This window comes from Mesorhizobium sp. P2_E6, assembly GCF_056403835.1.
In genome coordinates this window covers 483,167-502,854 of the sequence record NZ_JBFUEQ010000003.1, presented here as the reverse complement: position 1 = coordinate 502,854, position 19,688 = coordinate 483,167, and the positions used below count along the sequence as shown (strand labels likewise).

The 19,688-nt window shown below is 63.0% G+C and carries 17 protein-coding genes; 14 read left to right on the top strand and 3 right to left on the bottom strand.

What is annotated here, in order from left to right; translation table 11 throughout:
• Window positions 1–34 precede the first annotated feature (34 nt).
• Window positions 35–2,227 carry a dipeptide ABC transporter ATP-binding protein gene (locus AC1D08_RS10345; protein WP_477226941.1) on the top strand — a complete coding sequence of 731 codons (2,193 nt, stop codon included), beginning with the start codon at window positions 35–37 and terminating at the stop codon, window positions 2,225–2,227.
• A 32-nt stretch (window positions 2,228–2,259) separates the two neighbouring features.
• Here AC1D08_RS10345 and AC1D08_RS10340 read toward each other — a convergent pair whose 3' ends face one another.
• On the bottom strand, window positions 2,260–2,850 hold the full coding sequence (locus AC1D08_RS10340; protein WP_095091475.1) for a transglycosylase SLT domain-containing protein: 591 nt from the start codon (window positions 2,848–2,850) through the stop codon (window positions 2,260–2,262).
• Window positions 2,851–3,067: 217 nt separating this feature from the next.
• Here AC1D08_RS10340 and AC1D08_RS10335 point away from each other — a divergent pair, with 217 nt between their 5' ends.
• The gene (locus AC1D08_RS10335) at window positions 3,068–4,606 is read left to right on the top strand and encodes a trimethylamine methyltransferase family protein (protein WP_477301925.1); all 1,539 of its coding nucleotides are present in this window, start codon (window positions 3,068–3,070) and stop codon (window positions 4,604–4,606) included.
• Window positions 4,607–4,663: 57 nt separating this feature from the next.
• Window positions 4,664–7,090, top strand: a complete 2,427-nt coding sequence (locus AC1D08_RS10330) for a GcvT family protein (RefSeq protein WP_457151194.1) — start codon at window positions 4,664–4,666, stop codon at window positions 7,088–7,090.
• A 22-nt stretch (window positions 7,091–7,112) separates the two neighbouring features.
• On the opposite strand, the gene AC1D08_RS10325 is transcribed toward AC1D08_RS10330, so the two are convergent.
• Window positions 7,113–7,505: a DoxX family protein gene (locus AC1D08_RS10325; RefSeq protein ID WP_457151200.1), complete on the bottom strand. Its 393-nt coding sequence runs from the start codon at window positions 7,503–7,505 to the stop codon at window positions 7,113–7,115.
• A gap of 205 nt (window positions 7,506–7,710) precedes the next feature.
• Here AC1D08_RS10325 and AC1D08_RS10320 point away from each other — a divergent pair, with 205 nt between their 5' ends.
• Complete coding sequence (locus AC1D08_RS10320) at window positions 7,711–8,199, top strand: hypothetical protein (protein WP_477423080.1); 489 nt, start codon at window positions 7,711–7,713, stop codon at window positions 8,197–8,199.
• An 81-nt stretch (window positions 8,200–8,280) separates the two neighbouring features.
• On the opposite strand, the gene AC1D08_RS10315 is transcribed toward AC1D08_RS10320, so the two are convergent.
• A complete protein-coding gene (locus tag AC1D08_RS10315) occupies window positions 8,281–9,057 on the bottom strand; it encodes a VOC family protein (RefSeq protein WP_457151193.1) in 777 nt (258 codons plus the stop codon).
• A 173-nt stretch (window positions 9,058–9,230) separates the two neighbouring features.
• On the opposite strand from AC1D08_RS10315, the gene AC1D08_RS10310 reads away from it, so the two are divergent.
• The 10 genes from AC1D08_RS10310 to AC1D08_RS10265 all read left to right on the top strand — a co-directional run bounded on the left by AC1D08_RS10310 (window position 9,231) and on the right by AC1D08_RS10265 (window position 19,595).
• On the top strand, window positions 9,231–9,953 hold the full coding sequence (locus AC1D08_RS10310; protein ID WP_477423061.1) for a gamma-glutamylcyclotransferase: 723 nt from the start codon (window positions 9,231–9,233) through the stop codon (window positions 9,951–9,953).
• Window positions 9,954–10,072: 119 nt separating this feature from the next.
• Window positions 10,073–11,428 carry an NAD(P)-dependent oxidoreductase gene (locus AC1D08_RS10305; RefSeq protein ID WP_457151191.1) on the top strand — a complete coding sequence of 452 codons (1,356 nt, stop codon included), beginning with the start codon at window positions 10,073–10,075 and terminating at the stop codon, window positions 11,426–11,428.
• A 4-nt stretch (window positions 11,429–11,432) separates the two neighbouring features.
• Window positions 11,433–12,275, top strand: coding sequence for a class I SAM-dependent methyltransferase (locus AC1D08_RS10300; RefSeq protein WP_457151190.1), 843 nt, complete (start codon window positions 11,433–11,435; stop codon window positions 12,273–12,275).
• A 12-nt stretch (window positions 12,276–12,287) separates the two neighbouring features.
• Window positions 12,288–13,601: an NAD-dependent dihydropyrimidine dehydrogenase subunit PreA gene (preA, locus tag AC1D08_RS10295; RefSeq protein ID WP_457151189.1), complete on the top strand. Its 1,314-nt coding sequence runs from the start codon at window positions 12,288–12,290 to the stop codon at window positions 13,599–13,601.
• A gap of 111 nt (window positions 13,602–13,712) precedes the next feature.
• On the top strand, window positions 13,713–14,231 hold the full coding sequence (locus tag AC1D08_RS10290; protein ID WP_457151188.1) for an RrF2 family transcriptional regulator: 519 nt from the start codon (window positions 13,713–13,715) through the stop codon (window positions 14,229–14,231).
• Between the two features lie 11 nt (window positions 14,232–14,242).
• Window positions 14,243–14,701: a carboxymuconolactone decarboxylase family protein gene (locus AC1D08_RS10285; RefSeq protein WP_457151187.1), complete on the top strand. Its 459-nt coding sequence runs from the start codon at window positions 14,243–14,245 to the stop codon at window positions 14,699–14,701.
• Window positions 14,702–14,769: 68 nt separating this feature from the next.
• Window positions 14,770–15,147, top strand: a complete 378-nt coding sequence (locus tag AC1D08_RS10280; protein ID WP_477301936.1) for a DoxX family protein — start codon at window positions 14,770–14,772, stop codon at window positions 15,145–15,147.
• A gap of 135 nt (window positions 15,148–15,282) precedes the next feature.
• A complete protein-coding gene (locus tag AC1D08_RS10275) occupies window positions 15,283–16,185 on the top strand; it encodes a GNAT family N-acetyltransferase (RefSeq protein ID WP_457151185.1) in 903 nt (300 codons plus the stop codon).
• 135 nt (window positions 16,186–16,320) lie between these two features.
• Entirely contained in the window at window positions 16,321–17,382 is a 1,062-nt protein-coding gene (locus AC1D08_RS10270; RefSeq protein ID WP_477423059.1) for a glycosyltransferase family 4 protein, read from the top strand.
• Between the two features lie 50 nt (window positions 17,383–17,432).
• On the top strand, window positions 17,433–19,595 hold the full coding sequence (locus AC1D08_RS10265) for an amylo-alpha-1,6-glucosidase (RefSeq protein WP_457152974.1): 2,163 nt from the start codon (window positions 17,433–17,435) through the stop codon (window positions 19,593–19,595).
• Window positions 19,596–19,688: the final 93 nt, after the last annotated feature.

Here is a 19,688-nt window from a genome sequence, read left to right as displayed (position 1 = left end):
AAGAGCCGGCCTGAAACAAGGATTGGAGCGACCCATGAATGAGGCAGTTCGAAATCCCGCCAAGCCGACCAATGGGCCGATCATCGAGATCGAAAACCTGTCGATCTCCTTCTTCACCCGCAAGGGCGAAATCCCGGCGGTCATGGATTTTTCCTGCACGGTCATGCCGGGCGAGGCGATGGGCATCGTCGGCGAATCCGGCTGCGGCAAGTCGACCGTGTCGCTCGGCATCATGCGCGACCTCTCCAACATCGGAAAGATCGTCGGCGGCAAGATCAAGTTCCAGGGCAAGGACATGGGCGAGCTCTCCGATGAGGAGCTGCGCGCCATCCGCGGGAACAAGATCGCCATGATCTACCAGGAACCGATGGCGAGCCTCAATCCGGCGATGAAGGTCGGCCAGCAATTGATGGAAGTGCCGCTGATCCACGACAAGGTGTCGAAGGAAGAGGCTTACAAACGGGCGCTCGAAATGGTGCGTTCGGTCAAGCTTCCCGACCCCGAGCGCATGATGCGCTCCTATCCGCACCAGCTCTCCGGCGGTCAGCAGCAGCGTATCGTCATCGCCATGGCGCTTTTGTCGAAGCCGGCGCTGCTTTTGCTGGACGAGCCGACGACGGCGCTCGACGTGACAGTCGAGGCGGGCATCGTCGACCTGGTCAAGGGGCTGGGCGAGAAGTTCGGCACCTCGATGATCTTCGTGTCGCACAATCTGGGTCTCATCCTGGAGACCTGCGACCGCATCACGGTGATGTATTCGGGCGAGGCGGTGGAGACCGGCAAGATCAAGGACGTGTTCGACCGCATGCGCCATCCCTATACGCAAGGGTTGTTCCGCTCGATCCCGCTGCCCGGCGCTGACAAGAATTCACGGCCGCTGATCTCGATTCCCGGACAGCTGCCGCTGCCGCATGAGCGGCCCAAAGGCTGCAATTTCGGCCCGCGCTGTCACCATTTCGTCGAGGGCGTCTGCAATGCCGCCGAGATCCCGATGATCGAGGTCGCGGGCCACGAAGGCCATTTCTCGCGCTGCGTGCGTTTCAACGAGATCGACTGGGAGGCCCTGCCGCCCGGCGCCAAGAAGGTCAATGAGCGCGTCGTGCCCGGCGCGCCGGTGCTCAAGATCGAGGATCTGAGAAAATACTACAAGGTCGGCGGCAGTGAGGTGTTCGGCTCGAGCGAAGGCCGCGTCGTCAAGGCCAACGAGACGATCTCGTTCATGGCGCGCGAATCCGAGACGGTCGCCATCGTCGGTGAATCCGGCTGTGGAAAGTCGACATTGGCCAAGGTGCTGCTCGGGCTTGAGACGGCAAGCTCCGGCAGCGTGACGCTGGGCAATACGGAAATCCAGTCGACCGGCATCGAGAAGCGCAGCGTCGACACCGTGTCGTCGATCCAGATGGTGTTCCAGAACCCGTTCGACACGCTCAATCCCAGCCATTCGGTCGGTTCGCAGATCATCCGCACGCTGGAGAAATTCAACGTCGGCAAGACGGTTGCCGACCGCCGCAAGCGCATGCTGGAACTGCTCGACCTGGTGAAGCTGCCGCGGGCGTTCGAGACCCGCAAGCCGCGCCAGTTGTCCGGCGGCCAGAAGCAGCGCATCGGCGTGGCGCGGGCCTTTGCCGGCGACGCCAAGGTGGTGGTGGCCGACGAGCCGGTGTCGGCGCTCGACGTGTCCGTGCAGGCGGCGGTGACCGAACTCTTGATGGACATCCAGCGCAAGAACAAGACGACGATGCTGTTCATCAGCCACGATCTGTCGGTCGTGCGCTACATCGCCGACCGTGTCGTCGTGATGTATCTCGGCTACATCGTCGAGCAAGGCACGACCGACCAGATCTTCGCGCCGCCCTATCACCCCTATACCGAGGCGCTGCTGTCGGCGATCCCGATCGCCGACACCAGCGTGGTGAAGCGGCACATCGTGCTGGAGGGCGACATTCCTTCGGCGATGAACCCGCCGTCGGGCTGTCCGTTCCAGACACGCTGCGGCTACAAGAAACTTGTGCCGGACAATCTGTGCGAGACCAAGGTGCCGCCGGTCAAGAACCTGGGCGACGGCCATATGAGCCTGTGCTGGCTGGCGGACGACGTGCTGGCCAAAATGGAGCCGGTGATCAAGTTCGACAAGGAACACGCCGCGCATGAGGGCGTGCCGGAAGACGCGCCGCATGTTTCGGAGGCGCCTACGCCCAAGCCCCCACGCGGCAAAAAGCCGAACTGACGGGCGCAGTCGGAGTTAGCGCAGCGGCGCGTTCAGTTGCCGCACTGGCTCAGTTGCTGCGCATAGTCCCGCGCCATCTTTTCGGTGGCCCTCGCATAGCCCTGGACGCCGGCATCGCCGCGGTTGCCGCGGCCATAGGCGGTCCAGCCGAGATAGTAGGCGAGATAGAGATTGTAGGTGTCGTTGCGGGCGACACCATAGCTGTCTGCCGTCTTGGAGTGATACCAGCCGACGAAATCGACGGCGTCGGCAAATTTGGTCCGCCGCGCCGCCCAGTTGCCAGTCTCTCTCTGATATTGCGACCAGGTGCCATCCAGTGCCTGCGAGAAGCCGGTGGCCGACGAGACGTGCTTCCATGGAATGAAGCCGAGCAGCTTGGTGCGCGGCGGCCGGGCGTTGCTCTTGAAGCCGGATTCCTTGCGCACCGTCGCCATCAGCACGGGGACCGGCACGCCGTATTTCTGCTGCGTGTGCTCGGCGGCCGACTGCCAGTTGTCGAACCAGCCATCGTTCTGGTCGAAGACGGCGCAGACATTGTTGATATGACTGGGCGCCGTGGCGCAGGCCGAAAGCGCCAGCAGCACGCAAACCGCACCAATTTTACTAAAACTCGAACTACGCATTGGAGGAGCAATAGGGCGAAAACATAAAAGGAATCTTGCGACGTTCGTTAATGCCTCACCGGCGTAGCTGCTCGACAAAATCCATTGCCAATAACACGACGCATTTTGTCGTTTTTCCTAAACGGACACTGCAGAAATGCCGCCGTGGCTAAAATCACGTCCGCAAACGGCGTATTTCTGACAGCTTGCCCGGTTTGCCGGGGCTTTGATGTCAGGCATGAACGAACCAAGACGCAAGCGCGGCGCCGAGCGCACCAGCAACAGGGGGCCATCGGCCATCCCGCAATTGCCGCTCCGGCGCGTGACCAATCCCTATCCGCCAATGGCAATGCTCTCGGCCGACCAGATCGAGCAGATCCATCAGGCGTCGATGCACATATTGGAGAATTTCGGCATCGAGGTGATGAGCCCGCGCGCGCTATCGCTGTTCGAGAAGGCCGGCGCCAGCGTCGATCATGCCTCGGCGAATGTCCGCATCGATCGCGGCCTCGTCGCCGAGGCGCTGAAGACCACGCAGTCCAGCTATGTGCTGACGCCGCGCAATCCGGCCAACGCCATTCATCTCGGCGGCAACACCATCAATTTCACGCTTGTCGCCGGGCCGCCCAATGTGCATGACATGGAACGCGGCCGCCGCGCCGGCAATCTGCGCGACTATTCCGACCTCACCCGGCTGGCGCAGCACTTCAACTGCATCCACATGCTCGGCAACCAGGTCTGCGCGCCGGTGGAACTGCCGGCGAATTCCCGCCATCTCGACACCTATTTCACCAATCTGACGCTGACCGACAAGAGCTTCCATGTCTCGGCGATCGGGAGGGGTAGGGCGCTGGACGGCATCGAGATGATGGCGATTGCGCGCGGGCTGACGCTGGACCAGATGCGCGACGATCCCGGGATCACCACCATCATCTCGGTCAACTCGCCGCGCCGCTTTGACGAGATGATGGCCGAGGGGCTGATGACCATGGCCGAGTTCGGCCAGTCGGTGGCGGTGACGCCGTTCACGCTGATGGGGGCGATGAGCCCGGTGACGCTGGCCGGCGCGCTGGCGCAACAGAATGCCGAAGCGCTGTTCGGCGTGGTGCTGACGCAGTTGGTGCGCCCCGGTGCGCCGGTCATGTATGGCGCCTTCACTTCCAATGTCGACATGAAGTCGGGCGCGCCGGCCTTCGGCACGCCGGAGAATACCAAGGCCAACATCGCGTCGGGGCAGTTGGCGCGACGCTACAATCTGCCCTACCGCACCACCCCGGGTTCCGCCTCCAACGCCGCCGATGCGCAGGGCGCGTATGAGACGCTGATGGCGCTGTGGGGCGCGGTGCTCGGCCATGGTAATCTCGTCTACCATGCCGCCGGCTGGCAGGAGGGCGGACTGACCGCTTCGTTCGAGAAGCTCATCATCGATGTCGAGATGATCCAGCACATGATGGAGTTCCTGCGCCCGATCGAGGTCAACGAGGCGGAGCTTGCCGTCGAGGCTTTGGGCGCGGTGCCGACCGGCGGCCATTTCTTCGGCGAGCCGCATACGCTCGAGCGTTACGCCACCGCCTTCTACCAGCCGATGCTGTCCAATTGGCAGAATTACGAAGCCTGGCAGGAAGCCGGTGGCCTCGACGCCACGGCGCGGGCGACGCGGCTGTGGAAGAAGGCGCTCGAGGACTATGTCGAGCCGGTGATGGATATCGCCGTGCGCGAGGCGCTCGAGGCCTACATGGCCAAGCGGCGCGAAGCGATCGGGCAGGGCGAGCCGTGATGCCTTGCGTTTCGATTCATCTCACCCATTCAACACACTGATATCAGAGAAAAATCCATGAAATCGCATGCAAAGGTCGTGGTCATTGGCGGCGGCGTCGTCGGGTGCTCCGTACTGTTCCATCTGGCCCGCCATGGCTGGACCGACGTCGTGCTTCTGGAGCGTGACGAGCTGACCTCAGGCTCGACCTGGCACGCGGCCGGCGGCATGCACACGATCAATGGCGACCCCAACGTCGCCAAGCTGCAGAAATACACCATCAACCTCTACAAGGAGATCGAGGAGCTTTCCGGCCAGGCGACCGGCGTGCACCTGACCGGCGGTGTGCTTCTGGCGGCGACCGAGGCGCGGCTGGACTGGCTGCGCGGCGTCGTCGCCAAGGGGCGCTATCTCGGCATCGAGCTTGAGGAGATCTCGCCCAGCGAGGCGGCCGAACTGATGCCGCTGCTCGATCCCAAGCAGTTCGTCGGCGCTGTCAGAAACAAGGAGGACGGCCATCTCGATCCGTCGGGGGTGACCCATGCCTATGCCAAGGCGGCGCGCAAACTCGGCGCCGAGGTCGAGCGCTTCACCAAGGTCGAGGACATCGTGCGGCGCGCCGATGGAATGTGGCACGTCATCACCAACAAGGGCGAGGTGGTGGCCGAGCATGTCGTCAATGCCGGCGGCCTGTGGGCGCGCGAGGTCGGCCGCATGGTCGGGCTCGAACTGCCGGTGCTGGCGATGGAGCATATGTACCTGATCACCGAGGACATGCCGGAGGTCGCTGCCTGGAACGCCAAGACCGGCACGGAGATCATCCACGCGGTCGATTTCGATGGCGAGCTCTATCTGCGCCAGGAACGCGGCGGCATGCTGATGGGTACCTATGAGAAGGCCAACAAGCCGTGGTCCGAGTTCCAGACGCCGTGGAATTTCGGCCATGAATTGCTGGCGCCGGACATCGACCGCATCGCGCCGTCGCTCGAGGTCGGCTTCCGGCATTTCCCGGCGTTCCAGAACACTGGCATCAAGCAGATCATCAACGGCCCCTTCACCTTCGCGCCGGACGGCAACCCGCTGGTCGGGCCGGTGCGCGGCCTGCCGGGTTTCTGGGTTGCCTGTGGAGTCATGGCCGGCTTCAGCCAAGGCGGCGGCGTCGGCCTGGCGCTGTCCAACTGGATGATCGAGGGCGATCCCGGCGCGGATATCTGGGCGATGGACGTCGCGCGCTATGGCGACTGGGCGACAATGGCCTACACCAACGCCAAGGTGCGCGAGAACTATTCCAGGCGCTTTTCGATCCGCTTCCCCAATGAGGAACTGCCCGCCGGGCGGCCGCTGAAGACGACGCCGGTCTATGACCTGCTGTCGGCCAAGGGCGCGCAATGGGGCGTCGCCTATGGGCTCGAGGTGCCGCTCTGGTATGCGCCCGAAGGTGTCAAGGACGAGTTCTCGTGGCGCCGCTCGAGCGATTTCACCCAGGTCGCCAGGGAGGTCGCGACCGTTCGCGACGGCGTCGGCCTGTCAGAGATTTCGAGCTTCGCCAAATACAAGGTGGCGGGCGAGGGGGCGGCCGCCTGGCTCGACCGGATGCTCGCCTGCAAGCTGCCCAGGCCCGGCCGCATGACGCTGGCGCCGATGCTGAAGGATGATGGCAAGCTGATCGGCGACTTCACACTGGCCAATATCGGCAGCGAAGGCTGGTTCCTCGCCGGCTCCGGCATCGCCGAGCAATACCACATGCGCTGGTTCGAGAAGCACCTGCCTGCCGATGGTTCGGTTCGCATCGAGGCGCTGGGGCCAAAACTCACCGGCCTGGCGATCGCCGGGCCGAGAGCGCGCGAAGTGCTGGCCAAGGTCAGCCGCGCGGATGTCTCCAACGCCGCGTTTCCCTTCATGGCGGTTGCAAGAATGGACATCGGCATGGCGCCTTGCCTGGTCGGCCGCGTCAGCTACACAGGCGACCTCGGCTACGAGATCTGGGTGGCGCCGGAGTATCAGCGCGCTGCATTCCAGGCCCTGATGGCGGCCGGCGAGGAATTCGGCATCGGCCTGTTTGGCTCGCGGGCGCTGAACGCGCTGCGGCTGGAGAAGAACTACGGTTCATGGGCGCGCGAGTACCGGCCGATCTATGGGCCACTGGAAGCCGGTCTCGACCGCTTCGTTGCGTATAGCAAGGATGCGGATTTCATCGGCAAGGCCGCGGCGCTCGCCGAGCGCAAGCAGGGCGGCAAGCTGCGCCTTCGCGCCTTCATCGTCGATGCCGACGACGCCGATGTCATCGGCGACGAGCCGATCTGGTTCGATGGCGCGGTGCGTGGCTGGGTGACTTCGGGTGGCTACGCGCATCACTCGAAACAATCCGTCGCCGTGGGCTATGTGCCGAAGGAGATCGCCGACGAGAGCGACGGCTTCGAGATCGAGCTTTTGGGCAAGCGGCATGCGGCGCGCGTGCAGGCGGCGCCACTGTTCGATGCCAATTTCGAGAGGATGCGCGCTTGAGCACGCATCCCTCCCAAGGTGGTCAGGCGCTACGGCGGTTGTCCAACGCAAAAGCGCCGGCGCCGGCAAACACCAGATAGAGGAAGATGAAGCAGAACGAGATCGCCAAATCTCCGCCGTTGTTGACGGGGAAAAAGTCGCGCGGCATGTGCGCCATGAAATAGGCGATCGCCATTTCGCCGGCCAGCAGGAACGCGACCGGGCGGGTGAACAGCCCCAGCGCCAGCAGGATGCCGCCGGCGAATTCGAAAATTCCAGCGGCGAGTGTCAGCCCGGTAAGGGTATGGGGTTGGTCGCTTATGGGAAAATTGAACAATTTCTGGCTGCCGTGCTCGATGAACTGCAGCGCCGTCATGATGCGCAGCACCCCCAAGGCCTGCGGCTGATACTTGGCGAGGCTTTCGAAAAGCTTCATAAATGGCTCCATTTGTCGCTTCCCGACCGGCCATAGATTGTCGCTGGGTAACGGACCATTCACTTCCCATGGCATGCCATCAACAATCGGTGATTGGAAATGTTCCCCGGTTTGACCTTTCATATTGTTCTCGTATGGGTTGCATTTGTATCGCTATGGTTGTATCCATAATATGGACATTCCGAACAGGCGGGTTCCCTTGGTTATGAAAAAAGTCGCCATCAGTCTATTCGCAATCCTTGCAGGGACCAGCTTCGCCATGGCCGAGGATGCCGGCTGCGAGGCCTTCAAATGGCCGGTGACGCGGGAACAGGCGTTGTTTGCCGCAGCGCCTGYAACGCCGTCTGGAGCGACGCTGGTGGTGGGTGCTGCTGCGGATCTGGCACTGGTGCCGGCGGAGAAAGCCGGTTTTGCGCTGCCGCCCGAACATGCCCCCGCATCAGGCACGTTCGGTGCCGTCGCCAGCGTCGAGGTGCCGGCCGAGGGCGCCATTCAGATAAGTCTGTCAGGCGAGGCCTGGATCGATGTCATTCAGGACGGCCACGCCATGAAGTCAGTGGGCTATAGCGGTGTGAAAACCTGCCCCGGCATCCGCAAGAGCGTGCGTTTCAAGCTTGCGGCCGGCCCGGCCACCGTCCAGTTCAGCGGCGCGAAAAAGGCAGACCTGAAGGTCGCGGTGCTGACGCCCGAGTAATTCTCAAAGAGCGCCAGAGTCAGCGAGACAGCGCCCCTCTGTCCAGATGGACAGAGGGGCGGAGAAACCGGGCCTGGCCTCTTACCGCACCGGCGCCATCAATGCGAAATGGGCGCCTTGCGGGTCCTGGCATTGCACGATCCAGCTGCCGCCGGGGACCTCCATCGGGCCCATCAGGATCTTGCCACCATTGTCGGTGACCCGCTTGGCGGCCGCATCTATGGCCGCAACATTGAAGTAGAACTGCCAGACCGGCACCGGGATCTGCTGCGGCTTGTTCATGATGCCGCCACTGGATTCGGGGCCGGCTGTGAAGGTCTGGTAGGTGCCCATCGGGCCCATGTCGAAATCGCCGGCATTGGCCCAGCCGAACTGGTCGGAATAGAAATCGAACGCGGCCTTCCAGTCCGATGTGTAAAGCTCGTGCCAGCCGATATGGCCTGGGGTGCTGGCTGGCACGATGGGCTGGTCCGGGCCGTTCGGCTGCAGAAACATGAAGGTCGCGCCTTGCGGATCGGCGACGACGGCAAAGCGGCCGACGCCCGGAATGTCGTCGGGCTTGCGGTGAACCGCACCGCCGGCTTTCTCCAGCGATGCCGTCGCGGCATCGACGTCTTTTGTATGGATGTAGCCGAGCCAAGCCGGCGGCATGCCCATCTTGGCGGCGTCCTCGGGCATCGTCATCAGCCCGCCGACGCCACGCTCGCCGACATTCATGACGATGTAGCGCGGCATGCCGGGGGCCTTGTCGAAAGGCTGCGCGGTCCAGCCGACCACCTTGGTGTAGAACGCCTCCGCAGCGTCCAGATCTGTGGTCATCAATTCGTACCAGAAAAAGGGCATCGGGGTTTTTGGCATGGTCGGTCTCCTCACCGGTTATGCATCGATCGTCGGTCGATCCATCCTAGGACGATCTTCACGACGGAAATCCGACAATCGCCCAAACAAGAATGTCGGTCCATGACAAGCGTTCCCGGGTTGCGCGCCCACCGGTTTTCGATTTCTCTGCGGTGGAGAGGGGACGTCGTTTCATGCGCCGGATGTCGCTCACGCCTGAGCTTGTCGCACTGTGCCATCGGGAGGAGGCCGATCCTGGCCCTGACCCGAGCTGGACGGAGTTGAAAGACGAGGATTTCCGGCCCCTTGCCTTGCGGCTGTCCGGTGAAGCCGACGAGGGGCCGCTTTGGGTATTCGCCTATGGATCGCTGATCTGGAAGCCGGAGTTCGAGTCGATCGAGCAGCAACTCGCCACGGCCTTTGGCTGGCACCGCTCCTTCTGCCTCGACATGGTGCGTTGGCGCGGCAGCGCCGAGCAGCCGGGGCTCATGATGGCGCTCGAGCGGGGTGGACGGTGCAACGGCGTCATCTATCGCTTGCCGGAAGGCGAAAAACCGGCCCAGATCGAACGGCTGCTGCGGCGCGAGATCAGCGACCACGAAAGTATCGACACGGTCAGGTGGCTCCCGGTGCATACGGCTCAAGGGTCGCTGCGCGCGCTTGGCTTCTGGGTCGGCGTGAAGGGCAGGGGAACGTCACTGAAGCAGCCGCTGGACAAGGTGGCGAGCGTGCTGGCCAGAGCCTGCGGGCACATCGGGTCCGGCGCCGAATATCTCTACAACACGGTCAGTCATCTCGAAGCGTTCGGCATCCACGACCGCAATCTGTGGCGGTTGCAGGAACTGGCGGACGAGGTCCGGGCTATCCATGGCCATGCTGTGGAGCCCAGCCATTCGCTCGCACTGCAAACGCCATAACATGAGTAAAAATATCATGTTTTATCCAGCCTTTTCAGGGCCTTGCGCCGAAAATTGACCAATTGATAAAAAAATAAAACGTGCTAGCCTTCGCCAAAACAAAACATGGGGAACTGACGATGCCAGAAGGCCAGTTCAAGGAAGGCATTGCCGGCGGCCGGCTCCAAGCCGACCAGTATGCGGACAATTTTTCCGACCTGCACCCGCCGCTCGATCACCACGAGGCGCTGGTCGAATCCGACCGCTGCTATTTCTGCTACGACGCGCCGTGCATGAATGCATGCCCGACCTCGATCGACATTCCGCTGTTCATCCGCCAGATATCGACCGGTAATCCTATCGGTTCAGCCAAGACGATCTTCGACCAGAACATTCTGGGCGGCATGTGCGCCCGCGTCTGCCCGACCGAGACGCTGTGCGAAGAGGTCTGCGTGCGCGAGGTGGCAGAAGGCAAGCCGGTCCAGATCGGCCGTCTGCAGCGCTATGCCACCGATGTCGCGATGAGCGAGAACAAGCAGTTTTACCAACGCGCCACTGCCACCGGCAAGACGGTCGCCGTGGTGGGGGCAGGGCCGGCAGGCCTCGCCGCCGCGCACCGGCTCGCCCGCCATGGCCATGACGTGACCATCCTGGAAGCGCGGCCGAAGGCCGGCGGGCTCAACGAGTACGGCATCGCCGCCTACAAGAGCGTCGACAATTTCGCCCAGGCCGAAGTCGACTACGTCACCGCCATCGGCGGCATCGACATCCAGAACGGCAAGGCGCTTGGTCGCGACTACCAGCTGTCCGACCTTATACGCAATTACGATGCCGTGTTCCTCGGCATGGGGCTTGGCGGCGTCAATGCGCTGCGCGCCGATGGCGAGGATGCCGACGGCGTAACCAATGCGGTCGAGTTCATTGCCGAACTGCGCCAGGCCAGTGATCTCGCCAGCCTGCCGGTCGGCCGGCGTGTCGTCGTCATCGGCGGCGGCATGACGGCGATCGACGCGGCGGTGCAGTCGAAGCTGCTTGGCGCCGAGGAAGTGACGATCTGCTACCGGCGTGGCCACGAGCAGATGAACGCTTCCGGGTTCGAACAGGATCTTGCCGCCGCCAACGGCGTCACCATCCGCCACTGGCTGCAGCCCAAGCGGGTGATTGCAGAAGGCGGCAAGGTGTCAGCCATCGAACTCGAATACACCGCCATGGACGGCGACAGGCTTGCCGGCACCGGCGAGAGGCTGACACTGGTCGCCGACCAGGTGTTCAAGGCGATCGGCCAGAGTTTCGTGCCGACCGCGCTTAACGGCAGCGGTGCCGAGATCGAGCTCGAAGCCGGACGCATCAAGGTCGATGCGGAAGGCCGCACCTCGCTCGCCAAGGTCTGGGCCGGCGGCGACTGCATCTTCGGCGGCGACGACCTCACCGTTTCGGCCGTGGCGCAGGGCCGCGACGCGGCGGAGAGCATCCACAGGAGCCTCGCTCAGGGATAGGATCATGGCCACGGTGGAACCGGGCATCGCCCGTCACTATGACATATCGGGCCTGGAGGAGCGGATCATTGCCGCGCTCTCCGATAGCGGCGTGGACGTTGCCAATCTGCGTGCAAGCGATCTTGAAGCGGTCGACGAATTTCACATTGGCGGCGTGGCCGCGACCATGGCACTCGTCGGGCAGATGGGGCTGAAGCCGGGGACAATGCTTCTCGACATCGGGTCTGGCGTCGGCGGGCCGGCCCGCTTCGTCGCCAACAATGTTGGCGCCGATGTTACCGGCATCGACCTCACGCAAAGCTATGTCGATATCGCGGCCAGCCTGTCCGAGCGAACCGGTATGGCGGGCAAGACGCGCTTCGTGCAAGGCAGTGCGCTGGACATGCCATTCGCGGATGCCAGCTTCGATGCGGCGGTTGTCCTGCATGTCGGCATGAACCTCCCCGACAAGCCGGGACTGATGAGCGAAGCTGCCCGCGTGCTGCGGCCAGGCGGCGTTTTCGCCGTCTACGATGTGATGCGGCTGAAGGACGGCGTGCTGACCTTTCCGCTGCCATGGGCGTCTGATGAAACCATGTCCTTCGTTGCTACCCCGGACGACTATCGCTCGGCGGCCGTCGCCGCCGGGTTCTCCGTGATCGCCGAGCGGCCGCGCGGCGCCTTTGCCATCGAGTTCTTCGCCACGATGCGTGCGCGCCTGGCAGCCGCGCAAGCGGAAGGCAGCAAGCCGCCGCCCGGGGTTGGCCTCGTCATGGGCGACGACGCCCGCACCAAGATCGCCAATCTCACCGCCGCACTTGAAGGCGGCATTCTTGCACCCGTCGAACTGCTCCTTCGTCTCGGTTGAAAGGGACCTGTCATGGCAGACATCCGCAATAATTTCGTCGGCATCAAATCGCCCAATCCGTTCTGGCTGGCCTCGGCGCCGCCGACCGACAAAGCCTACAACGTCATCCGTGCCTTCAAGGCCGGCTGGGGCGGCGTTGTCTGGAAGACGCTTGGCGAGGAAGGCCCGCCGGTGGTCAACGTCAACGGCCCGCGTTACGGCGCGATCTGGGGCGCCGACCGGCGACTGCTCGGCCTCAACAACATCGAGTTGATCACCGACCGCGACCTGCAGGTCAATCTGCGCGAGATCAAGCAGGTCAAGAAGGACTGGCCCGACCGTGCCATCGTCGTCTCGCTGATGGTGCCTTGCGTCGAGGAGAGTTGGAAGGCGATCCTGCCGGTGGTCGAGGAGACGGAAGCTGATGGCATCGAGCTCAATTTCGGCTGTCCGCACGGCATGTCGGAACGTGGCATGGGTGCCGCCGTCGGCCAGGTGCCGGAATATATCGAAATGGTGGTGCGCTGGTGCAAGGCCAACACCCGAATGCCGGTCATCACCAAGCTGACGCCCAACATCACCGATGTGCGCAAGCCCGCGCGTGCCGCGCTTGCCGGCGGCACCGACGCGGTGTCGCTGATCAACACCATCAATTCGATCACCGGCGTCGACCTTGACAGTTTCGCGCCGCAGCCGACCATCGACGGCAAGGGTTCGCATGGCGGCTATTGCGGCCCGGCGGTGAAGCCCATCGCCATGAACATGGTGGCCGAGATCGCGCGCGATCCCGAAACCCACGGCTTGCCGATCTCCGGCATCGGCGGCATCACCACCTGGCGCGACGCGGCCGAATTCATGGCGCTCGGCGCCGGCAATGTTCAGGTCTGCACGGCGGCGATGACCTACGGCTTCAAGATCGTGCAGGAGATGATCGCAGGTCTCGAAAACTGGATGGACGAGAAGGGGCATGCCTCGCTCGACGACATTGTCGGCCGCGCCACGCCCAACGTCACCGACTGGCAGTACCTCAACCTCAATTATGTTGCCAAGGCCCGTATCGACCAGGACGCCTGCATCCAATGCGGCCGCTGCCACATCGCCTGCGAGGACACTTCGCATCAGGCGATCACCAGCATGGTCGACGGCAAGCGGCATTTCGAGGTGATCGAGGCAGAATGCGTCGGCTGCAATCTGTGCGTCAATGTCTGCCCGGTCGAGAACTGCATCACCATGGAGCCGCTCGCGGCAGGCGCAATGGACCAGCGCACCGGCAAGCCGGTGTCGCCGATCTATGCCAACTGGACGACGCACCCGAACAACCCGATGGCCAAGGTGGCGGCGGAGTAGGGGCAGCATTCGTCGAAAAAAAGCGGCGCTTTCGGGCGCCGTTTTTCATTTTTCTATTGCAGATAAAACTTATCCACGATATAAATTATCCAAGAATAGGAGGTCAACACAATGAAACTGGGCGAGGGCGTTGAAGCAGCCATCCACTGCGCCGCCATGCTGGCCGGCGTCGAGGGTGAAGCGACCATGCCGGGCGCCGCGCTGGCGGAGGCCTTTGGCCTGTCGCCGAGCTACCTCCTGAAGCATCTCAACATGCTGAGCGCTGCGCGCATCCTGGAATCGGTGCCGGGACCGGCCGGCGGCTACCGGCTGGCGCGGCCGGCCGAGCGCATAACGCTGCTCGATATCGTGCTGGCGGTCGAAGGGCGCGAACCGGCCTTCCGTTGCGGCGAGATCCGCCGCAACGGTCCGACCAGGCTAGACGCCTCGGCTTATGTCAAACCCTGCGGCATCAATATCGCGATGCTGAAGGCCGAGAAGGCCTACCGCGCCGCACTGGCCGAGGCAAAGCTGTCCGACATCGTGGCGGAATACGTGACCGATGCCGATCCGCGTTCGGTCGCTGCCGGCTGCGCTTTCGTGGCGCGCCATCAGAGACCGCAGAAATCCAGTTCAACCAAGCAAGCGTAAAGGACATCAAGATGAAACAGAGGCTGCAATTTTTCGCCAAGGCGCCGGAGATCATGAAGGCGGTGTCGGCGCTCAACAAGGCGGTCGACGAATGCGGGCTTGAGGTGGGCCTGCTGCACCTGATCAAATTGCGTGCATCGCAGATCAATGGCTGCTCGTACTGCGTCGAGATGCACAGCCGCGAGGCCAGGCGCGACGGCGAGAGCGAGCAACGGCTCTATCTGGTTTCGGCCTGGAAGGAATCGCCGCTGTTTTCCGAGCGTGAGCGCGCCGCCTTCGCCTGGACCGAGGCCGTTACCCTGATCGCTGACCATGGCGTGTCGGACGAACTCTATGCAAAGACGCTCCAGCATTTCTCGGAAGAGGAACTGGTCAAGCTGTCGGTCGCGCTCGGCATGATCAACACCTGGAACCGGCTCTGCATCCCGTTCCACGCCATTCATCCAGTGGCGGCGGCCAAGGCTGCCTGATTGACAGGTTTTGTCTTGGAGCGCCGTCGAGGAGGCGGCGCTCCAACTGTTTTGAAAGGGGGAGTTTGATGCCGATCGATTTGCCTTCGAGCTTGTTGTTTCTCGGCCGGTTGTTGCTCGGCGGCGCCTTCGTCTTCGCCGGTCTGCGAAACATCCAGAACGCGGCCTTCCTGACCCATCTGATGGCCGCGCGCGGCGTGCCGCAGGCGCGGTTGGCGCTATGGGCCGGCGTTGTCCTGCAGATCATTGCCGGCGTGTTGGTAATGGCGGGCTTCTGGATCGCAATTGCCTGTGCGGTGCTGGTCGTGTTCCTAATTGTTGCAACGCCGATGTTCCACAATTTCTGGGATCATCAGGGCCCGGACCGGGCGTCGCGCATCAACGGCTTCGTCGGCAATGTCGCACTGAGCGGTGGTTTTCTGACGCTGATCGCACAGTCTGTCTAGGAAAAGAACAAGCGATCAGGTTTTCCCGCAGAAAGATCGACAGACGACGGGGATTGCAGGTAACGGCGGTGCTGTTTGACTTCGGCACCGGACGCTCTAACGTGCGCCGGCGGCTTCTTGTCAAGGAGTGGCCCCGTGTCAGTCGTGTATCGACCTGCCGGCGCGCAAGATCTGAAACGAGCTGACGAGCTTGTCGTTGCCAGCATCAACGATTTGACCGAGCGCCATGGCTTTGGCCCCATAGCCGTGCCGCGCCCGACCAATTTTCAATTGTTTTCCTTGAACGACGACGCCGCTGGCTTGTGGGTGGCGGAAGACGCCGGTGAAATCCTCGGCTTCGCCTGGAGTTGGGTCTGCGGGGATTTGTGGTTTCTCGCGCAGCTGTTCGTTTCTTCCAGTCATCAGGGCAGCGGGATCGGCAATCAACTGTTGAAACGAACGCTGGAGCATGCGCGGCAGTCGGGAGCGACCAACAAGGCTTTGATCACCTTCAGCTTCAACACCGTATCGCAAGGTCTCTACATCAGGCACGGACTGTTCCCGCGATTCCCGATCTACAATCTCAGCGTTGCGCAGGATGTCCTGAAAGGTCGATTGAAGGCCGGGCAGCTCCGCAGTGTGCCTCTGAGGGAAACAGCTTCGCACCTGCATAGCCTTGCCTATATTGACGATCGGGCCCTGGGCGTATCACGCGAAAAGCACCATCGGTATTTGATCAACGACGAGCAGACGAGGGGTGTCGTTCTCTATGCCGGGGAGGACTGCGTCGGCTACGTCTACATAGGCACCAACGGCCACATCGGGCCACTTGCGGTCGTGCGGCCGGATCAGCTCGACGCTGCCTTCAGAACCGCACTGACTCTCGCCGCGGAGATTGGCTCTTCGCAGGTGTCGGCGTTTCTGCCTGGCACGACGCAAACAGCTCTGAGCACCGCCGTCGAGCATGGGATGCGCATCACGCTTCCCATGGTTCTGATGTCGACGCGGGATCTTGGCGATTGGTCTCAGTATTTGCCCCGCAATCCTGGTTTCATGTGATCGCAGCCACTGCCTGCGTGGCATGGCATTCGACCCGCAGCCGCTCGTCGCCTCCGACGGCATCGATATTATATCGGAACCAATCGAGCCGCTGATGCATTTCGCACCTGTATGCCGAGCATCCCGGGACGAAATATGAAAATTGCCCATGTCGCGCCGCTTTTTGAATCGGTGCCGCCCAGACTTTATGGTGGCACCGAACGCATCGTCTCGTACCTGACCGAAGCGCTGGTTGACCTTGGCCATGAGGTGACCCTGTTTGCCAGTGGCGACAGCCAGACCTCCGCGAAGCTGGTCGCCGGCAGGGAATGCGCGCTTCGCCTCGATCTGCGCCCGCTCAAATCCGAGATTGCGGCGCATCTTTCGATGCTTGCCGAGGTGCGAAGACGGGCGCGAGAGTTTGACGTCATCCACTTCCACCTCAGCCATTTCCTGCACTTTTCCTTCTTCGAGGACATGGCGGAGAGGACGGTGACGACACCGCATGGCAGGCTGGACTATGTCGACCTGGCGCCGGCCTATGAGCGTTTCCCGCGCTTCCCGATGATTTCCATTTCGCGCAGCCAGAAGACAGGCCTTGCCAGGGCCAACTGGCTGGCAACGATCCACCACGGACTGCCGACCGGTATTTACGAACCGACGTTCGAGACGAAGGCGCAAGAACCCTATCTTGCCTTCCTCGGTCGGTTTTCACGCGACAAGCGCCCGGATCGCGCCATCGAGATCGCCTTGCGCTCCGGGCTCAAGCTGAAGCTTGCGGCAAAGATTGGCGACGACGACCGAGCCTATTTCCACGAAGTGGTCGAGCCTTTGATCGACGGCGATCGCATCGACTATGTCGGCGAGATCGAGGAGGACCAGAAGGCGGAATTTCTCGGCAACGCGGCCGGCCTGCTGTTCCCGATCGACTGGCCGGAGCCGTTCGGCCTTGCCGCCATCGAGGCAATGGCCTGCGGCACGCCGGTGATCGCCTGGAATTGCGGCGCGCTGCCCGAGATCATTGATCAAGGCGTCACCGGCTTTGTCGTGGATTCGTTGGATGGCGCGGGCGCCGCAGTGCCGGACTTGCTGCAGCTCGACAGGCGAAAGGTGAGGGGCGTTTTCGAAAAGCGGTTTTCCGCCAGAAGAATGGCCGGCGACTATTTGGCTGCCTATGCGCGCCTGCTCGGTGTCCCGAGCGAGGCGAAGGCGTCGTGAGCAACGACGCGCTCGATCTATGGGAATGAAACGACAGGGATTTGTGACGAATGGCCCAACTCGATGAGCGCCAGCTCGATCCCGCCGTCGCGCTTGCCTCGCTCGACGCGACAGCGCCTCGTGAGCCCCACCGGCTGTTTGCGCTCAAACAGGGCGACTGCTTTGCGGTTGCCGATGCCTATGGTGATATACGCGGCGCTGGCGACGGTTTTTTCCGCGACGACACACGGGTGCTGTCCGAGTTCCGGTTGACCATCGGCGGCAGGCAGACATCGTTACTTGGCGCCTCGCTCAGCCAGGACAATGTCTTGTTCACCACCAACCTGACCAATCTGCCGATGCTCAGCGCCAGCGGTCGCGACATTCCGCAGGGCGCCATTCATGTCGAGCGCGTCAGGCTGCTCTGGCAAGACAGGCTGTTCGAACGCATCACCCTTTCCAATTACAGCCGGGAAACCTCGACGATCGGCGTTTCCCTGCACTTTGCTGCTGATTTCCGTGACATGTTCGAAGTGCGCGGCTCGACACGGCTGCGGCGCGGCATGACGCATGTGGCCGAGATGGATGCGACGTCCGTCCTGCTGCGCTACGACGGCTTGGACGGACTGGCGCGCGCATCGGCGATTTCGTTCTCGCAGGCACCGGATCAACTGACAGCCGACCGCGCCGATTTCTTGCTTGCGGTGACCAAGCGCAGCAGCAGTGTGCTCTATGTCGAGGTCGGTTCCGAGGTGGCGGATGCGCCCGATCGTGACCGTTTCCGCGCCGCAGCCGCCCGGGCCCGCTTTGGCATGCGGGCCAAGCGCCGCCATGGCGCGACGGTGCACAGTTCCGGTCGCGTCTTCAACGACTGGGTCGAGCGCGCCCGCGCCGATGTCGCGCTGCTGACCACCGAGCTTGCGACCGGACCCTATCCCTATGCCGGCATCCCCTGGTTCTCGACGGCGTTCGGCCGTGACGGCGTCATCTCGGCGCTGCAGATGCTGTGGCTCAATCCCGGCCTGGCGCGGGGGGTGCTGGCCTTCCTGGCCCAGCATCAGGCGACGGAGACGTCGCCGTTCAGCGATTCGCAGCCGGGCAAGATCATGCACGAGACCCGCAAGGGCGAGATGGCGGCGCTGCGGGAGCTTCCATTCGGCCGCTACTATGGCGGCGTCGATACGACGCCGCTCTACATCCATCTCGCCTGTGCCTATGCAGATCGTACTGGCGACATGGCGTTCATCGACAGCCTGTGGCCGTCGCTATGCGCGGCGGCCGAATGGATGGAGGAGGCGGGCCGCGAGACCGGATTCGTGACCTACCAGCGGGCTGCCGAGTCCGGCCTCGCCAACCAGGGCTGGAAGGACAGCTTCGATTCCGTCTTTCATGCCGATGGCCGTATCCCCAAGGGTCCGATCGCGCTGGTCGAGGTGCAAGGCTATGTCTTTGCCGCCTTCCGGGGGCTGGCGGCGCTTGCCCGTCGCCGTGGCGAGGACGAGAGAGCCGATCACTGGGACAGCCTCGCCGAGGCCATTCGGGCGGCGGTGGAACGCGATTTCTGGCTCGACGACCTCGGCTTCTATGCCCTTGCGATCGACGGTGCCGGCGAGCCCTGCAAGGTGCGAACCTCGAATGCGGGCCATCTCCTCCTTGTCGGGCTTCCGGAGCCGGCGCGGGCGCAAATGGTCGCCGATCAGCTGCTTTCCGCCTCCTTCCATTCCGGCTGGGGGCTGAGGACGCTTGCCGACGATGCCGTGTTCTTCAACCCGATGTCGTACCACAATGGCTCGATCTGGCCGCATGACACCGCCATGTGCGGCGCCGGGCTGGCGCGCTATGGCGAGCGCGACAGCGTGGTCCGCCTGATGAGCGGTACGTTCGAATCCGCTGTCCATTTCAACATGCGGTTGCCGGAACTGTTCTGCGGCTTTACCCGCGCGCCGGGCGAAGCACCGATCGCCTATCCCGTCGCTTGCCTGCCGCAAGCGTGGTCGGCGGGATCCGCCTTCATGCTGATGCAGGCCTGCCTCGGCCTGGAAATCGATGGCTGGGATGGCGAAATCCGCGTCACCCGTCCGAGGCTGCCGATCGGCATCGACACACTCACGCTGCGACATCTGGGCGTCGGCGAAAGGGTGGTCGATCTCACGTTCCAGCGTGTCGGCGACCGGGTCGTCGCTTTCCTGGCCGACCGGCATGAAGGCCTGGTGCCGCTCATCGTCAGAACATGATCCGATCCAGATTGGCTGGAACCGATCGCTGCCTTGTGCGTTGCACAATACAGGTCCGGGCGCCGACCAGGTTGCCGGCGGATAGTTTCTAGT

Excerpts from the sequence above, each read along its gene's own strand:
- AC1D08_RS10305 (WP_457151191.1), top strand. The coding sequence starts at position 10,073 with ATGCCAGAAGGCCAGTTCAAGGAAGGCATTGCCGGCGGCCGGCTCCAA.
- AC1D08_RS10265 (WP_457152974.1), top strand. The coding sequence starts at position 17,433 with ATGGCCCAACTCGATGAGCGCCAGCTCGATCCCGCCGTCGCGCTTGCC.
- AC1D08_RS10345 (WP_477226941.1), top strand. The coding sequence starts at position 35 with ATGAATGAGGCAGTTCGAAATCCCGCCAAGCCGACCAATGGGCCGATC.
- AC1D08_RS10300 (WP_457151190.1), top strand. The coding sequence starts at position 11,433 with ATGGCCACGGTGGAACCGGGCATCGCCCGTCACTATGACATATCGGGC.
- AC1D08_RS10280 (WP_477301936.1), top strand. The coding sequence starts at position 14,770 with ATGCCGATCGATTTGCCTTCGAGCTTGTTGTTTCTCGGCCGGTTGTTG.
- AC1D08_RS10315 (WP_457151193.1), bottom strand. The coding sequence starts at position 9,057 with ATGCCAAAAACCCCGATGCCCTTTTTCTGGTACGAATTGATGACCACA.
- AC1D08_RS10335 (WP_477301925.1), top strand. The coding sequence starts at position 3,068 with ATGAACGAACCAAGACGCAAGCGCGGCGCCGAGCGCACCAGCAACAGG.
- AC1D08_RS10285 (WP_457151187.1), top strand. The coding sequence starts at position 14,243 with ATGAAACAGAGGCTGCAATTTTTCGCCAAGGCGCCGGAGATCATGAAG.
- AC1D08_RS10340 (WP_095091475.1), bottom strand. The coding sequence starts at position 2,850 with ATGCGTAGTTCGAGTTTTAGTAAAATTGGTGCGGTTTGCGTGCTGCTG.
- preA (WP_457151189.1), top strand. The coding sequence starts at position 12,288 with ATGGCAGACATCCGCAATAATTTCGTCGGCATCAAATCGCCCAATCCG.
- AC1D08_RS10325 (WP_457151200.1), bottom strand. The coding sequence starts at position 7,505 with ATGAAGCTTTTCGAAAGCCTCGCCAAGTATCAGCCGCAGGCCTTGGGG.
- AC1D08_RS10290 (WP_457151188.1), top strand. The coding sequence starts at position 13,713 with ATGAAACTGGGCGAGGGCGTTGAAGCAGCCATCCACTGCGCCGCCATG.
- AC1D08_RS10270 (WP_477423059.1), top strand. The coding sequence starts at position 16,321 with ATGAAAATTGCCCATGTCGCGCCGCTTTTTGAATCGGTGCCGCCCAGA.
- AC1D08_RS10330 (WP_457151194.1), top strand. The coding sequence starts at position 4,664 with ATGAAATCGCATGCAAAGGTCGTGGTCATTGGCGGCGGCGTCGTCGGG.
- AC1D08_RS10310 (WP_477423061.1), top strand. The coding sequence starts at position 9,231 with ATGCGCCGGATGTCGCTCACGCCTGAGCTTGTCGCACTGTGCCATCGG.